17 protein-coding genes are annotated in these 15,368 nt (G+C 69.0%); 5 read left to right on the top strand and 12 right to left on the bottom strand.

Going from position 1 to position 15,368, the window contains the following annotated elements; genetic code table 11:
- Positions 1-7 precede the first annotated feature (7 nt).
- Positions 8-880 carry an ankyrin repeat domain-containing protein gene (locus HL653_RS21075; RefSeq protein WP_171746236.1) on the top strand — a complete coding sequence of 291 codons (873 nt, stop codon included), beginning with the start codon at positions 8-10 and terminating at the stop codon, positions 878-880.
- Positions 881-887: 7 nt separating this feature from the next.
- Here HL653_RS21075 and HL653_RS21070 read toward each other — a convergent pair whose 3' ends face one another.
- From HL653_RS21070 to HL653_RS21015, 12 genes are read right to left on the bottom strand one after another with little or no spacing between them, the layout of a single operon-like run.
- Positions 888-1,559: a hypothetical protein gene (locus HL653_RS21070; protein WP_171746235.1), complete on the bottom strand. Its 672-nt coding sequence runs from the start codon at positions 1,557-1,559 to the stop codon at positions 888-890.
- Positions 1,556-2,008, bottom strand: coding sequence for a hypothetical protein (locus tag HL653_RS21065; protein WP_171746234.1), 453 nt, complete (start codon positions 2,006-2,008; stop codon positions 1,556-1,558). The genes HL653_RS21070 and HL653_RS21065 overlap by 4 nt, the downstream gene beginning before the upstream one ends.
- Positions 2,005-3,330 carry a FliI/YscN family ATPase gene (locus tag HL653_RS21060; protein ID WP_171746233.1) on the bottom strand — a complete coding sequence of 442 codons (1,326 nt, stop codon included), beginning with the start codon at positions 3,328-3,330 and terminating at the stop codon, positions 2,005-2,007. Before HL653_RS21060 ends, HL653_RS21065 begins: the two co-directional genes overlap by 4 nt.
- On the bottom strand, positions 3,327-3,932 hold the full coding sequence (locus HL653_RS21055; RefSeq protein ID WP_171746232.1) for a FliH/SctL family protein: 606 nt from the start codon (positions 3,930-3,932) through the stop codon (positions 3,327-3,329). The genes HL653_RS21060 and HL653_RS21055 overlap by 4 nt, the downstream gene beginning before the upstream one ends.
- Positions 3,929-4,447 carry a hypothetical protein gene (locus HL653_RS21050; RefSeq protein ID WP_171746231.1) on the bottom strand — a complete coding sequence of 173 codons (519 nt, stop codon included), beginning with the start codon at positions 4,445-4,447 and terminating at the stop codon, positions 3,929-3,931. Before HL653_RS21050 ends, HL653_RS21055 begins: the two co-directional genes overlap by 4 nt.
- Positions 4,444-5,196 (bottom strand): type III secretion system inner membrane ring lipoprotein SctJ, encoded by a 753-nt coding sequence (gene sctJ, locus HL653_RS21045; protein WP_171746230.1) that lies wholly within the window; start codon positions 5,194-5,196, stop codon positions 4,444-4,446. The genes HL653_RS21050 and sctJ overlap by 4 nt, the downstream gene beginning before the upstream one ends.
- A 19-nt stretch (positions 5,197-5,215) precedes the next feature.
- Positions 5,216-5,614 carry a hypothetical protein gene (locus tag HL653_RS21040; RefSeq protein ID WP_216599909.1) on the bottom strand — a complete coding sequence of 133 codons (399 nt, stop codon included), beginning with the start codon at positions 5,612-5,614 and terminating at the stop codon, positions 5,216-5,218.
- Positions 5,615-5,628: 14 nt separating this feature from the next.
- Positions 5,629-5,940: a hypothetical protein gene (locus HL653_RS21035; RefSeq protein WP_216599908.1), complete on the bottom strand. Its 312-nt coding sequence runs from the start codon at positions 5,938-5,940 to the stop codon at positions 5,629-5,631.
- Between the two features lie 60 nt (positions 5,941-6,000).
- A complete protein-coding gene (locus tag HL653_RS21030; protein WP_171746229.1) occupies positions 6,001-7,143 on the bottom strand; it encodes a hypothetical protein in 1,143 nt (380 codons plus the stop codon).
- Positions 7,140-9,017, bottom strand: a complete 1,878-nt coding sequence (sctC, locus tag HL653_RS21025; protein ID WP_171746228.1) for a type III secretion system outer membrane ring subunit SctC — start codon at positions 9,015-9,017, stop codon at positions 7,140-7,142. The genes HL653_RS21030 and sctC overlap by 4 nt, the downstream gene beginning before the upstream one ends.
- A gap of 11 nt (positions 9,018-9,028) precedes the next feature.
- The gene (locus HL653_RS21020; RefSeq protein WP_171746227.1) at positions 9,029-10,999 is read right to left on the bottom strand and encodes a flagellar biosynthesis protein FlhA; all 1,971 of its coding nucleotides are present in this window, start codon (positions 10,997-10,999) and stop codon (positions 9,029-9,031) included.
- An 11-nt stretch (positions 11,000-11,010) separates the two neighbouring features.
- Complete coding sequence (locus tag HL653_RS21015; RefSeq protein WP_171746226.1) at positions 11,011-11,697, bottom strand: lytic transglycosylase domain-containing protein; 687 nt, start codon at positions 11,695-11,697, stop codon at positions 11,011-11,013.
- A 489-nt stretch (positions 11,698-12,186) separates the two neighbouring features.
- Here HL653_RS21015 and sctU point away from each other — a divergent pair, with 489 nt between their 5' ends.
- Genes sctU through sctR form a run of 4 tightly spaced genes read left to right on the top strand, consistent with a single transcriptional unit; the run spans position 12,187 to position 15,351 of the window.
- A complete protein-coding gene (sctU, locus tag HL653_RS21010) occupies positions 12,187-13,338 on the top strand; it encodes a type III secretion system export apparatus subunit SctU (RefSeq protein WP_171746225.1) in 1,152 nt (383 codons plus the stop codon).
- Positions 13,338-13,676, top strand: a complete 339-nt coding sequence (locus HL653_RS21005; protein WP_253717220.1) for a flagellar biosynthetic protein FliO — start codon at positions 13,338-13,340, stop codon at positions 13,674-13,676. The genes sctU and HL653_RS21005 overlap by 1 nt, the downstream gene beginning before the upstream one ends.
- On the top strand, positions 13,673-14,689 hold the full coding sequence (locus tag HL653_RS21000; protein ID WP_171746224.1) for a FliM/FliN family flagellar motor switch protein: 1,017 nt from the start codon (positions 13,673-13,675) through the stop codon (positions 14,687-14,689). The genes HL653_RS21005 and HL653_RS21000 overlap by 4 nt, the downstream gene beginning before the upstream one ends.
- Before the next feature lie 5 nt (positions 14,690-14,694).
- Complete coding sequence (gene sctR / locus HL653_RS20995; protein WP_171746223.1) at positions 14,695-15,351, top strand: type III secretion system export apparatus subunit SctR; 657 nt, start codon at positions 14,695-14,697, stop codon at positions 15,349-15,351.
- Positions 15,352-15,368: the final 17 nt, after the last annotated feature.

Raw genomic sequence — 15,368 nt, 5'->3', positions numbered from 1 at the left:
AGGCCGCATGATGCGAATTGACCGGATCCTGGCCGTGACGCTGACCTTGATCTCCACCAACGCCATGGCCGGCTGCTTCGTCGCCGGGACGACGCCGCCGACCCAGGACGAAATCGCGCTGGATGCAGGGCTCGGCCAGAGCGGCCGCGATCTCGCGCTGGCACTGCTGGGCCGGGACTGGGCACGGGCGGAGAGCCTGATTGCACGTGATCCGGCGCTGGGTCGACTGCGGGTCGGCGCGCATCACGACATGCTCTCGGTTGCGGTGGCGAGTTGCGACGCGCGCGCGATCGCGCTGCTGGCGCGGCATGGCGCGCCGATGGACGGGACGGTGCCCGGGGTGGCGCTGGGGCTCGCCCTGCGTGCGACCGCACCCGATCTGGCCTTCGGGCTGCTGGAGGCGGGCGCTTCGCCCGAGCCCAAGGGCGATGCCGCCGGGCCGATGGCGACCGCGATCGCGCTCAATTCGATCGGTGCGGTGCGCCTGCTGCTGGATCACAAGGCCGATCCGAACCGGATGGAGGCGACGGGCAACCGGCCGCTCCAGAGCGCGCTCGACATGGAGCATTTCCGCATCGCCGAACTGCTGCTCGATCGCGGCGCCGATCCCTGGGCGATCGACGCGGGGGGCGGCAATCTGGGCAGTGCGCTGGATGCGCCGATGCTGACCCGGTCGGCGGAAGAGGAGGCCGCGCGCGCGAGGCTGCGCGGGCGCCGGAAGACGCTCCGCTGGCCGGTGCCGGCTCCCGATCCGGCTCGGGTGCGCGCGCTCGCGCTGGCGGGCGAATGGCCGCCGGCGGCGGCTCGCGCCAAAGGTGCGAAGCCAGTGCCGGAGGCGGTCCTCGCGCTGATCCGACGGCGCGCGGAACGGGCGAAGTAACCCGGCGTCAGCCGTCGCGGAGGCTCAGCGCACCGATCGCGATCCCGGTGTCCGCCATGTGGCCCGCCAATCGGTCCATCGGCTCGCCCTCGAAGCGCGCGCCGCCGTCGGCGGCATGAATCTGGACGTCGAGCGAGCCTGCGGCGTTGCGAACGAGCCGCGCGCCGGTCGCCGGCCATGCATCGCTGCCGAACGTGACGACGACCTCCCTTGCGCCCTTGCTCCGCTCGCGCAGCCAGAGCGTCGTCATCAACTGGGCGAAGGCGGCAGGATCGACATGAGGCGCGGGCGCGTCGGGCACGGTGACGGGCTGGACCGGCTGCTGGGCGGTCGCGAGCAAGAGGAGCGAGGTGGTCTGCCGATCCCGGTCGCTGTCCTCGAACGTCGGGCTCCGGCGCTCTTCGCGGGGCGTGATGGCGACTTGGTCCTCGCCTTGTGTCTCGCGCTCCAGGGGGAAGTCCTCCCTCTTGATCCGGCCGTCCGCAAGCCGCTCGGGCGCGCGGCCGAGGCGCGGGGCAGGGCGGTCGCCCGGTCGCGCCTGAACGGGCTTGCCCGAGGCGCGATCGAGCGCCTGCCGCATCGCGCCCACATCCTCGGTAGAGGTATGGGGACGGGGCTGCGCGGCGGCATTGCGGGAAGAGGTCGGAGGGCGGGCGGCGGGGCTCGGGGTCGTCATCATCGTCGGCTCCGGCTTTCTTCCATGTCGAGGGCGATGCCTTCCTCGGCGGCGGCCGCCGCGCCGCGCGCGACGAGGCGCGCATGATCGGCGATCCGATCGCGCCGGGCATGGGCGAGGATCATCGCGTGACGGCGATCGCGCTCGGCGGCATCGCACAGGCGCCGCTGTTCTGTCGCGTCGCTGGCGGCACTGCGGGCGACGGCCTGGAGAAAGGTCGAGCGATCGACCAATGCGAGCCGCGTAGCGGCGGCATTGAGATCGGCGGACAATTCCATCCGGTTCTCGGCCAGCGCGAGATCCGCGTCGGCCGCCGCCGCGTCGGCCGCGCGCGCCGCCGCCACGGCCGCCTCGTGCGCCGCGCGGGCGGCGAGCAGCGCACGATGCGCGCGCGTCAATCGCATCTCGCGCAGGCGGACGAGCAGGCGCGGCTGTGGAACGGTGGTGGTCATGTCCCCGCTCCCTGCAGCAGCATCAGCGACTGGGCGAAAGGTTCGTTGCGGTCGGCGGGCTGGCGGAGCAGCGCCTCGATCTCGGCGCGCGCGGCGATCGCCTTGTCGGCGAGCGGATCGGCGCCGGCGCTATATTCGCCCACCTGCACGAGAAATTCGATCTCCGCATATTTGGCCATCAAGGCGCGAACGCGGGCGGCCGCCTGCGCGTGGGAGCGTTCCGAGAGACGGGTGAAGAGGCGGCTCAGGCTGCCAAGCACGTCGATCGCCGGATAATGGCCGGCGGCGCCGAGCTTGCGCGAGAGGATGATGTGCCCGTCGAGGATCGATCGGACCTCCTCGGCGACAGGATCGCTATTGTCCTCGTCTTCCATCAGGACCGTGTAGATGCCTGTGATCGCGCCGCTTTCGTCCGTGCCGGCGCGCTCGAACAGGCGCGGCAACTCGGCGAAGACGGAGGGCGGGAAGCCGCGCCGGACCGGCGGCTCTCCCGCGGCGAGCCCGATCTCGCGCAGCGCGCGGGCGAACCGCGTGGCGGAATCCATCAGCAGCAGGACGCTCTTGCCCTGCGCGCGGAAGCCTTCCGCAATGGCCGTCGCGTGGTGCGCGGCGCGGACCCGTTCCATCGCCGGCCGATCGGAGGTGGCGCACACGATCACCGAACGGGCGAGCCCGTCCGGCCCGAGACTGTCCTCGATGAACTCGCGGACTTCGCGGCCGCGCTCGCCGATCAGCGCGATCACGATGATCTCCGCCGTGGCGAAGCGCGCGAGCATGCCCAGCAGCGTCGATTTGCCGCCGCCCGCTGCCGCGAACACGCCCACGCGCTGCCCTTCGCCGATGGTGAGAAGGGTATCGACCGCGCGCACGCCGGTGGCGAGCACCGTATCGATCGGCGTGCGCGCCATCGGTTGCGGGGCGGGCGCGTAGAGCGGGCGACGGGGCAGGTTGGCGGGCAGCGGGTCGCCGCCGTCGATCGGCCGGCCGCGACCGTCCAGCACGCGTCCGAGCAAGGCGGGACCGAAGGGAACGCCCTCCTCGCCGGCGCGGACCAGCACCTCGGCTCCTACCGAAAGCCCGCGCAGATCGGCGAGCGGGGTGAGGATTGCGGCTCCGGCGGCGAGCCCTATCACCTCGGCGGGCACGCTATGACCCGTGGCGGGTTCCACGACCTCGCACATCTGGCCGATGCGCGCGTCGATGCCGGTCACGCGCAACGTGGTGCCCACCGCCTCGATCAGCCGGCCCCGGCGTTCGACCGTGCTGATCCGGCGCAGGCTGTCGAGCAGCGCGCCGGGCTCGGGCGCGGCGAGCAGCGTCATGACGCTGCCCGGGCCCAGGCGGCCTCGATCTGGGCGATCTGGGTTTCGAGCCCGGCATGCGTGCGGCCGAGCGCGGTCTCGACGACGCAGTCGGTGGGATCGAGCGTCGCATCGCCCTCGACGGCAAGCCCCGCCCGGTGGGCGAGGCGGGCCGCGACGGTTTCGACCTGTGCGGGCGCGACGCGGATCGTGGCGATCGTATCCGGGGCCAGCGCCGCGGTGGCGCGCTCGGCGAGGCCCGCCACGAAGACTGCTTCGCCCACTTCGCCCGCGATCCGGCGAACGACTTCCAGAGCGAGAGCGGCGATCTCGCCCTGCCGGCGACGCCGTTCCTCGCCATCCCGCATCGCGAGCTGGAAGATCTCGGCCCGGACATCGGCCGCGCCCGCCTCGACGCCCGCGCGTCGGCCTTCGGCGAAGCCCTCGTCCCGCGCCGCCCTGCGTGCCATATCGGCCTGTCTTCCCATATCGGTGTGAACCTGATTGGCTTCGGCGAGCAGGGCGACTGCGCCGTTCAGGAGGCGGAGGTCGCGAGCCGGGACGATGGGATCGTCCGTCATCGCCGTGGCGACGCGATCGGCATGCAACACGATGAAGCTCATGACGTCGCGGCTCCTTCGATGGCCGCCGCGACGCAGGCCTCGGCGAGCGCGCGAGGCGGGTCGATCGGCTCCGCGCCCGGATCGACGAGGCAGCGCATATTCTCCGGCAGCGTCGCCCGCATCAGCGCCAGACCGCGCGCATCGAGGCCGGCCGCATCCACGGCGGGCAGACCCGCGTCGGCCGGCAGGCGGTCGGCCTGCGCGATCGCCCAGTCGAGCGCCTCCTCTCCCGCCACCGCGGCATGGTCGCGCAGCACCGCGCCGTCGATCGTCACGGCGAGCGTGGGAGCGATCGAGGCGAGCGCCGCGCGATGGGCGATCTGCCGGCGCGCGGCATGGGGCAGACGCGCCCATGACGGCACGGCGGGGAGATCCTCGAACGACAGCGCCGTCGCCGGGCCGCCGGCAAGCCTGCGGCGGAGCGCGGCGGCGCGCCGTTCGCCGGGGCCGCCGTCGCGCGCGAGCAACGCGGTTCCGATCGCGGCGAGCGTGTGCCGCCGGTCCCGCGCCGTCATGCGCGCGGCTCCCGCCGGACGAGCGCCTGCCGCCTCTGTTGCCAGCGCCGGAGCGCGGGATAGCCGGTCAACAGGCCAAGCACGAAGACGAGAGGTAGCAGGAGATAGGCGAAATTGGCCGCGATCACGCTGCCGGGCGTGCCCGGCGCCTGCCCCGGCAGCGGCTCGGCCGGGAAGGTTTCGACCGAGACATTGTCATATTTCAGGCCTTCGACCGAATTGACGACGAGCGCCTTCACCTTGCCAACCTGCGCCTCGATATTGGCGCCGGGCCGATATTTGATGAAGACGGAGGCCGAGGCCGCTTCCTTCGCGTCCGCCATCGGATCCTTCTGCGGCAGCGCGAGATGGACGCGCGCCTGCACCACGCCATCTATGTCGGAAATGGTGTGGGCCAGTTCCTGGCTCATGCCGTAATTGAGCCGCGCCCGCTCCTCGACCGGCGAGGAGACGAAGCCTTCCTTCTTGAAGACGGTGCCGAGCGACGAGAAATCCTCGCGCGGGAGGCCCTGCGAGCGCAGCACCGCGATAGCGCGGGAGAAATCGCCCGGAGCGGCGGAAACGGTCCAGCCCGTCTCGCCGCCATCCTCCTTGTTGGCGGAGATGCCTGCTGACTGGAGCACGGCGATCATGTCGTTCGCCTGCGCTTCGGTCAGCTTGCTATAGAGGTCGGCACGGCCACAGCCGGCCAGCAACAAGGCGAACGCGATCAGCATCGCGAGGCCGCCGCGGCCCTGACAGGTCATCATCTCTCTCCTCGGCGGTCCGTCAGCTCTGCTGACGGAACAGCTGTTGCAGGCCGTCGGACGTGCGGTTGGCGATGTTGGAGGTGAGCTGACAGTGGAACATGAATTCCTGGCAGCGGACCGTGAGGCCGAGAATGTCGCCGGGCGTCATCGCCACGCCCTTGGCCTCGGCGGCCTTGGCATAAGCGGAGACTTGCCGTGCCTCGCCGTTCACCTTCTCGAGCTGGGTGAACATGCCTTTCAGCGCCGGCGCCAGCGCGTCGGGTGCGAGGGGCCCGCGCGCGCCGGCGGCGGAGAGCGAGCCCTGGAAGCTCGTGATGTCGGCGATCGAGGCGGCGGGACCCGCCTCGATCGTCTGGACGGACTGCGCATGGGCGGGCGCAAGGCCCGCCTGCGCCGCCGCGATGGCTTCGATCGACATGGTGCCGCCTCCGCTCAGCCTTTGCGCGCCATCGTTTCCAGCGCCTTGCCGACGCTGTCGATCGAACTCTGGCTGCTCTGCGCCATGAAGCTCATGCGGAGCGATTCCGCGGTGAGCTGCGTGATCTGGCTGGGATTGTCGCTCCCCGCGCTGACCGTGTCGGACATCTGCTCGATCCGGCCGGCCTGTGTGTCCAGAGTCTGGCCCCAGGCATTGGCGAGCGCCTCGAACCAGGTGCCTCCGGTCGTCTTGCTGCGGGCCTGGTTGGCGCCATTGAGCGGAGCGGCGGCAAGCATGCCAAGACCGCCAGTTGTCGTAGTCGTCATGGTTCAACTCCTTTACGTTACCAGGAACATCAATGGGTTACGCACCATTACATCATCTGCTCAGAACGTGACGCGGATCTCGCGGCCGTCCTTCTCCAGCCGCACGCTCTGTCCTTCGATGCCCATCAGCCGATGGCCGGAAGGCATCATCGCGCCGGCGAAATAGCGGGCGCCATCCGCCGTCTGGATGTAGGCGGGATCGCCCGAGACGACGGTCGAAACCTTCTTGGTCGCATCGGCCACGGTCCGCACCGGGCCGCCTTCGCCCTCCTGCGGCTGCGGCGGCAGATCGTCATGAAGCACGACGCGGCCGACCTCGCGCACGTCCGACTTCACGGCATCGACGAGCTGGTCGCGCGCCTCTGCGGTGAGCGGGCTGGTGTGCAGTTCGACGTCCGTGCGACCGATCGGCCGCGCGCGGGCGGAGAGGCCCCGGATGCGGGCGATGTCGGCGCTGGCCTGCGCGAGATCGGAGCTGGTCTGCACGTCGAGCTGGGCGGGCACCGCCACGGTGCGCAGCACCTCGTTGGCGCGCACCCGGTCGGCCTCGCCATTGACGACGCCGGCGACGATCACCGCGTTGGTCGCGTGATTGGTCGTCGCGCGCAAATCGGTGAGGCCCGCCTTGTCGAGGGCGCGTTCCACCCGGCCGGCGCGGTCGGGTGTGAACCCCATCGCGTCCATCGCCGGGCCGGCGGCGGCGGCGGCCACGAGCAGGATGCTCGCTCCGGCCAGTGTCGGCAGGCGCCATCCCGCGAGGAAATCGCCGGTCCGCTCGCCCATCCGGGCCGCAAGCGTCATCGCCTGGTCCTGCAGCGTCGGCGGCAGGGTGGGCGGCTCCGGAAGGGCGGCGGCGAGACCGCCCGCATCCGCCCAGCGTAGGCTCGCGGCCTCGCCATAAGCCAGCGCGACGCCGCCGACCGTGAACGGCACGTAGGGAGGGAGGATCGCCGCCTCGCCCGCCGCGAGCGTCGAGCCGAGGAGGCTGGCCGCGCCGCTCAGCACCGTGATCCGGGTGGTGCCGCCGTCGATTGCGAAATCCAGCGCGGTGCCTTTCACGGCCGGATCGCGGAGCACCACGTCCTGCCAATATTCATGCCCGATCGAGAGCGTCCCGCCGGCGGGCAGCGATTTCTCGACTCCCGCCAGCCGCCCGCTCAGCACACGCAACACCTGCGATCGCGTCATATCGTCGCCCGTCATTGCACCCGCTCCGGAGAGTTGGACTGAAAGGGTTGCGCCGCTTCGGACGCCTTCGACACCGTCACCGTGCCCACACCGCTGGAAAGCGTGGCGAGACGAGGCGTGATCAGGAACAGGCGCTCCGTGTGGCCGCGCTGCTTCGAACGCGTCTTGAAGAGATTGCCGAGCAGGGGGATGTCGCCGAGCAGCGGCACCTTCGTGATATCGTTTGTTTCGGCATCGGAGGTCATGCCGCCGAGGAGGAGGCTCTCGCCGTTCAGCACCATCGCCTGTGTCGCGACCGAGGAGCGATCGACGATCGGGATATTGTCGACCACCGACTGCTGGCTGAGCTGGCCGTCCTCGATGTTGATGAGCATGCGGATGCGTGTCTGGTCGTGATCGCGGAATACGTGCGGGTTCACGCGCAGCACGATGCCGGCGGTCACGTTGAACAGGTCCACCTCCTCGCGGCCCGCGACGCGGACGTAGAAGGTGCGGGTGCGATCGAAGACGGCCTCGACGTTGGACAGCGTCATCACCTCGGGCCGCGAGACGATCCGCGCGGCGCCCTTCTGCTCCAGCGCGGTGATCCGGGTGAGGAATTCGCGGTGGCTGCCGATGATGGTGGAGATGGTGCCGCCCAGCGCCGAAGGCGTGATATTCTCGACATTGCCGCGCCGCGATCCGTCGGTCGGCAACAGGCGGATGTCGCCGTCATTGCCGTTCGCGTTGCCCTGGCCGAACAGAGCGCCGAAGCCGCCTGAATTGAAGCGCCAGTTGATGCCGAGCTGGCGGAGCTTGTCGACATTGATGTCGACGATCGTCGCCTCGACCTCCACCATCTGCGGCTCGACATCCAGCGCGCGGATCAGCGAGTCATAAGCGGACATGCGCGCCGGCACGTCCCGCACGATCAGCGCGTTGGTGAAGGGATTGGCCTCGACGCGGATAATGTCCGACGTGAGCGGGGCGGCGGCGCCATCCTCGGCGAAGCCCATCGCGGTTTGCGGCGCGGTGGCGGGGCCGGTCGGGTAGATGCCGCCCATCGGCAGGCCGAGCAGGGGCGTCTGCGATACGTTCGGCCGGATCGAATCCATGCCCTGACCCTTCAGTCGCGTAGCGCTCTGGCGGATCGGGTAAGAGCCGAAATTGTTGCTCGGCGCGCGCCGGTCGAGCACGAGATTCTGGACGATCGTGGCGAGCCCCGGCACCCGGATCTCGCGCCCGCCGGCTTCCATCGTCGTATCCTCGGCGCGAGCATAGCGCAGATAGAAGACACGGAATTCCAGCGGCTGGGGGTCGAGGCTCTCATAGGGCAGGCGGGGGCTGGCGCCGAGCAGGGTGCCGGCGGCACTCCCGCCCGCGCCGGCGACAGCGACCGAAGGCCTGCCGCCGCGCGCGAGCGTGCCGACCTGCTCCACGAAACGCGGCGTGCCGCTGGCGACGAGCGTGCCGTCGGGCGACGCCCGAACCATGTTGCGCGCGTCGGTGAAGCCCTGCGCCTGAACCTGCCGCGCGACGCGCGCGCCGGCGGCGGGGTCCAGGTTCAGCGTCTGCACGGTCAGTTCGCTGGCGGCATACACATAGGCCGCCGCGCCATCATAATAGCCGACCAGATTGAAAGCCTTGGCGACATCGTCGAACACCTTGGCGGCGGGACCGTTGAACTGGCCGTTGATCGTGCCGGTGAGACCCTGACCAACCACGACGGGGACGCCGACACGGCCGAAGAGATCGCGGACGAAATCGCCGATCGGCTCCTCGCGGGCAAGGATCGAGACGACCACCGGGCGCATGGGCATCGGCGCGGCGGCGGCAGGCGCCAGCAGCGGCGAGGCCGCGGCGGCGAGGGCGGCGAGACGCAGGGCAAAAGGCAGACGACTGGCTGGCAAAATCTGCTCCTTCATTCGGCGGCGATCGAGGCGGGCTCGGCGGCGATCATGCCGGCCGGCAGGCCGATCTGGCCGACCATCTCGAAGCGGACCGCGGGAGAGAGCTCGTTGAAGGCGAGCACCGGAAGATCGAACAGGCTCGGCTCGATCAGCTTGCGCAGCGCGCGGCGGACGTCGAACGCGGCGACCAGCACGGCCGTGTTCGTGTCCGTCGCGGTCGCGCCGATCGTGCCGACGAGATCGCGGGCGAAATCGGGCTCCAGCGCGAGCCGCTCGACGCCGTCGATCAGGCGTGTGCGATCGCGCACCATCGCCTCCAGATCGGGCGAGACGGCGAGCGCGCGGATCACGCCGTCCACGGCATGAGCATCGAGGATCGTGCGCTTCAGCGCGACGCGGACATGATCGGCGATCCGCGCCGGTTCGCGCTCCAGCGCGGCGGCGGCGGTGATCCCCTCCAGCACGTCGCGCATGTTGCGGATCGGCACCTCCTCCTCGGCGAGGCGGCGCAGGATCTCCGCGATGCGTGCGGCGGGGACGGCACGTACCGCTTCCTTGACGACTTCGGGATAGTCGTCGCCGATCTTGTTCAGCAGCTCGACGGCTTCCTGCACGCCGAGGAACAGGGACAGGTTGCGGCGGAGCAGTTGCTCGACCGCTTCGACCAGGCGGTCGGGCGTCTCGGCGGCGCCGATCGGCACTTCGAACGCGAGCAGTCGCCAGCCGGCGCCCGCGCCCGTGAAGTGGATCGCCAGCCGGGGCAGCGGCACGCCCGTGCGATATTGGAGACGATCGAGCATTTCGGTGAGCGCCTGGCCGAGCGCGTGCGCGGCCGCCTCGCCCGGATGCGGACCCGAATGTTCGAGCAGCAGCGGCACGACCGGGCGCGGCGGCTCGGGCGCGGCGAGCAACGTGGCAGGGGGCGGCGGAGGGCGACGCACCAGCATCTTCTGGAGCGGGCCGCCGTAGCGCATCACATAGGGCTGCAGCCGCGGATGCATGCCCGCGCCGGACAGCAGCGCGCCGAGCCCGAGTGCGAGAAAGACCAGCGCCGGGAAGCCCGGCACGCAGGCGAGCAGGAAGCAGATCAGCCCCACGAAGATCAGCACGCGCGGATTGGACGAGAGCTGGCGATGGATCGCTTCGCCAAGATTGGCGCCCTGCTCTTCATCGGTCGTGCGCGTGACCATCAGGCCGGCCGCCATCGCGCCGAGCAGCGCCGGGATCTGCGCGACGAGGCCCTCGCCGATCGTGAGGATCGAATATTTGTGCGTGGCCGCGCCGAGATCCATGCCCTGCTGCATCACCCCGATGGCGAGTCCGCCGATCAGATTGATCACGACGATGACGATCGAGGCGATCGCATCGCCCTTCACGAACTTCATCGCGCCATCGAGGCTGCCGTGCAGCTTGCTCTCCAGTTCCAGCACGCGGCGCCGCCGGCGCGCATCATCCTTGTCGATCAGGCCCGAGCGCAGATCGCTGTCGATCGACAACTGCTTGCCGGGCATCGAATCGAGGCTGAAGCGCGCCGCCACCTCGGCCACGCGTTCCGCGCCTTTGGCGATGACGATGAACTGCACGACCGTGATGATCAGGAACACGACGAGGCCGACGACGATATTGCCGCCCACCACCATCTTGCCGAACGTCTGGATGATGTGCCCGGCGTGGCCGGTCGTCAGGATCATGCGCGTCGTCGCGATCGAAAGCGCGAGGCGGAACAGGGTCGAGACGAGCAGGATGGACGGGAAGGCCGAGAAATCGAGCGCGCCGCGAATGTAGAGCGTGTTCATCAGCAGGAGCACGCCGAACGTGATGTTCACGCCGACGAGCAAGTCGATGATCAGCACCGGCATCGGCAGGATCATCAGCGCGACGATCGCGACGACGCCGGCGACCAGCGCGAGATCGGCGACGCGCGCGGAGAATTTCACCGGCGTGCGGACGTTGCTGGACGCGAAATAGCTTTGAATGCTCATGGCCGCACCCTTCAACGCAGGGTTTCGGCGCGGCCGGCGGCATAGCCCGCCATCACCTTGTCGACATAGGCCTGCGTTTCCCGGAAGGCGGGCACGCGTCGACCGGCTTTCAGCACTGCGCCCGGCCCCGCATTATAGGCGGCGACGACCAGCGGCACGTCGTTGCCCAGGCGGGCCTGGAGCGTTTTGAGATAGGCGGCGCCCGTTTCGATCGCGAGCGCGGGATCGGCCAGCAGCGCGCCGGGATCGGCGACGCCCATGCTGCGCGCGGTGGCGGGCATGACCTGCATGAGCCCCAGCGCGCCCTTGTTCGAAACGGCGTCCTGCCGTCCGGCGGATTCGGCGGCGACCATCGCCGAAAGCAGGCGAGGATCGATCCGATACCGATAAGCGACGTCGGAGATGATGGCGGCGTGGGGCGCCGTCCGGGTGGTGCGCCCCGCTGCGGCGTGCGATGGCGTGGTGCGGCCGGTTGCGGCGGGCATCCGTACCGAAACCGATCGAGGCAATTCGACGAAATCGACCGGAGCCGATGCGTCGGCGGCCACGCAGGGGCGGACCGCTTCGATCATGCCGCGACTGCTGATGCAGTCCGTGGCCTGCCCCGGCGTCGCCGCGAAAAACGCCGCGAGGCCGACGAAGGCGAATGTCGTTCGGGTGCCGTCGACCGGCTCTACCCACCGCTGCCCAACAGGCATGAGCCCACTCTCCCACAAAGCCTGCCACGACCTTCCGGCCGATGGCGTCACTCAATGTTCAAATCGCGGGTCCTGCGATCCGGGCGATCTCGTCCGGTGGCCTAAAGGCTAACGACATGTTCGAACCGGAACTATCGCGATCTGGCTCCGTTCATCGCGCAAAAGGGACGGGTCATCACGAAAATCTGGCAGTTCGTCGTTAGAGAAACCGGACGGAAAGGATTGTGAATCGCCCTCTGGCGCAAGGGAAAATCTGTTTGAGGCCGATGCCGGAAAGCATCGATTCGCAATACCGTGTGACAGTGACGTGACATGGGCTGTCGTTGACTTCACAAGTTCTCACAAGAATAATTACGGCGTTCGATTGCTCTGGTCCTGCGGTCGATATTTCGTTTCGCACCTGATGCGAATGCGGATCTATTGGGTGGTTGCCATGTCCGGCGTGTTCCGTGTGCTTTTCGGCGCGCGGGGGTCGCTTTGGAGATTCGCGTGGCCGACAAGAATGATGGCGGCGACAAGACGGAAAAGCCGACGCCGAAACGGCTGGCGGACGCGCGCAAGAAGGGCGATGTCGCCAAATCGCGCGATGTGACCGCGACGGCGACGTTGCTGGTCTGGCTGCTGATGCTGATGTTCGGTGCGGGCTTCGCTGGCGCGCGGCTGGCGGGCTTGTTCGATCAGGGCTTCGCGCTCGTCGCGCAGGATGCCCCGTTCGCCAATGCCGCCGGCCTGATGGGGCAGGCGGCCTTCAACCTGCTGCTGATGCTGACCGCGATCGCGCTGATCCCGGCGGCGCTGACTGGCGCGCTCACTGAATTCCTGCAGGCGGGCGGCGTCTTCGCGCTGGAGAAGGTGAAGCCCTCGCTCGACAAGATGAATCCGGTCGAAGGGCTGAAGAAGATGTTCAGTCTCGACAATCTGGTCGAGCTGGCCAAGACGATGATCAAGGCGGTGCTGATCGTCTTCATCTGCTGGCTGGTGCTGCGCGGATCACTCGCCGAGATCATCGACAAGACCGGCCCCGTCCTCCAGCCGACCGCCGAGACGGACGGCCGCGCGGCCATCGCCACCGTGCTGTCCGAAACGGGAGACCTGCTGCGATCCGCGCTGCTGTGGACGTTCGGCGTGTTCCTGCTGGTCGCCGTGCTCGACATGGCCTGGCAGAAGCACAGCTATACCAAGAAGATGAAGATGAGCCTCCGCGACATCAAGCAGGAGTATAAGGAGAATGAGGGCGATCCGCTGATCAAGTCCAACCGGCGGCAGATGCACGAGGAATGGGCGAACCAGAATGCGGTGAGCGCGGCGCGCGGTGCCAACGTCCTTGTCACCAACCCCACCCATATCGCGATCGCGATCGACTATGATCCGGAAACCTGTCCCGTGCCGGTGATGACCGCCAAGGGCGAGGGCCCGCTGGCCCAGGCGATGCGCGAAGCGGCGGCGGAGGCCGATGTGCCGATCGTCCGCTACGTGGAGGTGGCGCGCGGGCTGTTCGAGCATGGCGAGATCAATGAGGTGATCCCGCGCGACATGTTCGACGCGATCGCGCAGATCATCCTGTGGGCGAAGAAGGTCCGCGAGGATGGCGGCGATCGGACGACCGAGATGACCCGCGATCCCATGCTGAGGACGGCGTGATGGATTCCGCGATCGGCATGGCGCTGTCCGGCCTGTTCGGCACGATCATCGCGCTGGCGGTGGTGCTCGGGCTCGCCTTTTTTGGCCTGAAGGCGATGCGGCGATGGCAGGACGGGACGTTCCGCTCCGGCGGCACGATGCCCGAGCATCCGCTGCGTTTCATCCGTGCGTTGCCCGTCGGCCAGCGCGAGCGGGTGATGCTGATCGAGGCGAAGGGTGAGGTGATGCTGATCGGCGTGTCCGGCGGCGCGGTCACCCTGCTGAAAAACTGGGGCGATGCGGGCGAAGGCCCTTCGGGCGGCACCGCCGAACGCCATGAAGGGGAGGATCTGTCATGAGCGCGCCGTTCGCGGCTCACAGCCGGCTGCCCACGATCGAACGCGAGCAGGCGAAGGCGCAGACCGCGCTGATCGCCGCGCTCAACCATCGTCACGTCGAGACGCTGCGGACGATCGCGCGTGGGGCGACGACGCGCGATCGCCGGGGCGCGCCCGCCTGGATCCGGTTCGACACGAACCGCGGACCGATCATGATCGCGCCGCTGCTGGTCGATAACCAGCTTGCCCGGATGACGAGCGGGCCGGGGCTTCCGGACGGTGCGGCGGCGGCGGCGACGCTCGGCAGGATCGAGCCGCTCGTCGCCGCGCTGGAGACGATCCTCGGGGTCGAACTGCATCCGGCCGGGCTGCTGGCGGAACTGGAGGACGATCCGGCGCTGATCCGGCTGGACGCGCATGAGCGCGGCGGAACGCTGTGCCATCGCCTGCTGATCGCGGCGCAGGCCGATGTCGAGGTCGTGCCGCTGCCATTGCCGCGCGACCTGCCCGCCCGGATCGGCGCGCTCTCGCTCCGCTGGTCGGGCGAGGTGGCGCTGCCGCCGATCCCGGCGCGGCGGTTGGCCGCGCTGGAACAGGGGGACTGCATCCTGTTCGGCATCGCACCGCTCACCGGGGCGCTCACGCTTCCCGGCCGTACGCGGCGCATGCCGATCACCATCGATCTCAGGGGGCGGACCGCGATGCTCGGCCGCGACCTACAGGAAGAGGACACTGCCGTGCCTGATCGTGTCTCTCGCGTTGAGGAATTGCCGCTCGCGCCGACGAGCGAGATGCCGGAATGGGCCGAATTGAAAGTGGCCGCGACGATCGAATTCGACGGAGGACGCCTGACCGCCGCGCAACTCGCGACGCTGGGCGAAGGCAGCGTGCTGCCTTTGCCGGCAACGGGCGGAACGCTCGCCGTGCGCATCATCGCCGGTGGCGCGCCGATCGCGGAGGGCGAGCTGGTCGCGGTGGGCGAGGGCTATGGCGTGCTCGTCACGGCGATCCGCGCGACCGATGCCGCGGACTGACGCGCATGGACCTTTCCACCTTCACGCCGGGCTCGGCGCTCGTCGTCGTCATCGCGCTGGCGCTCGCGCCCTTCTTCGCGGTGATGGTGACGTCGTTCACGAAGATCGTCGTCACGCTCAGCCTGCTGCGCAATGCGCTGGGGCTGCAGCAGGTGCCGCCCAATATTGTGCTCAACGGGCTGGCGCTGATCCTGTCGCTCTATGTGATGTATCCGGTCGCGCAGCGGATGCAGGACGCGATCGTCGCCAATCCGGCGCCGGCCGCGAGCACGGAATCGACGATGATGGCCGCCGTCGGCGCGGGCAAGGAGCCGCTGCGCGATTTCCTGCTCAAGCATAGCGATCCGCGCGAGCGCGTCTTCTTTCTGAAGACCGCGCAGCGCGTGGGTGATCAGGCGCATGCCGCCGAGATGAGCGATCGCGATTTCGTGATCGTGATTCCCTCCTTCGTCGTGAAGGAGCTGAGCCTCGCCTTCCAGATCGGCTTCCTGATCTTCCTGCCCTTTCTCGTCATCGATCTCGTCATCTCGAACATCCTTCTCGCCATGGGCATGATGATGCTCTCGCCGACGACGATCTCGTTGCCGTTCAAGCTGCTGTTGTTCGTGCTCGTCGACGGCTGGGTGAAGCTCAGCCACGGCCTGGTGCTGTCCTATGTGTGATCCCGTCCGCCGGGGAG

The organism is Sphingomonas sp. AP4-R1 (genome assembly GCF_013113735.1).
Lineage (GTDB): Bacteria > Pseudomonadota > Alphaproteobacteria > Sphingomonadales > Sphingomonadaceae > Sphingomonas_I.
The sequence above is the reverse complement of the archived record's forward strand: the minus strand, read 5'-3'. Positions and strand labels throughout refer to the sequence as shown.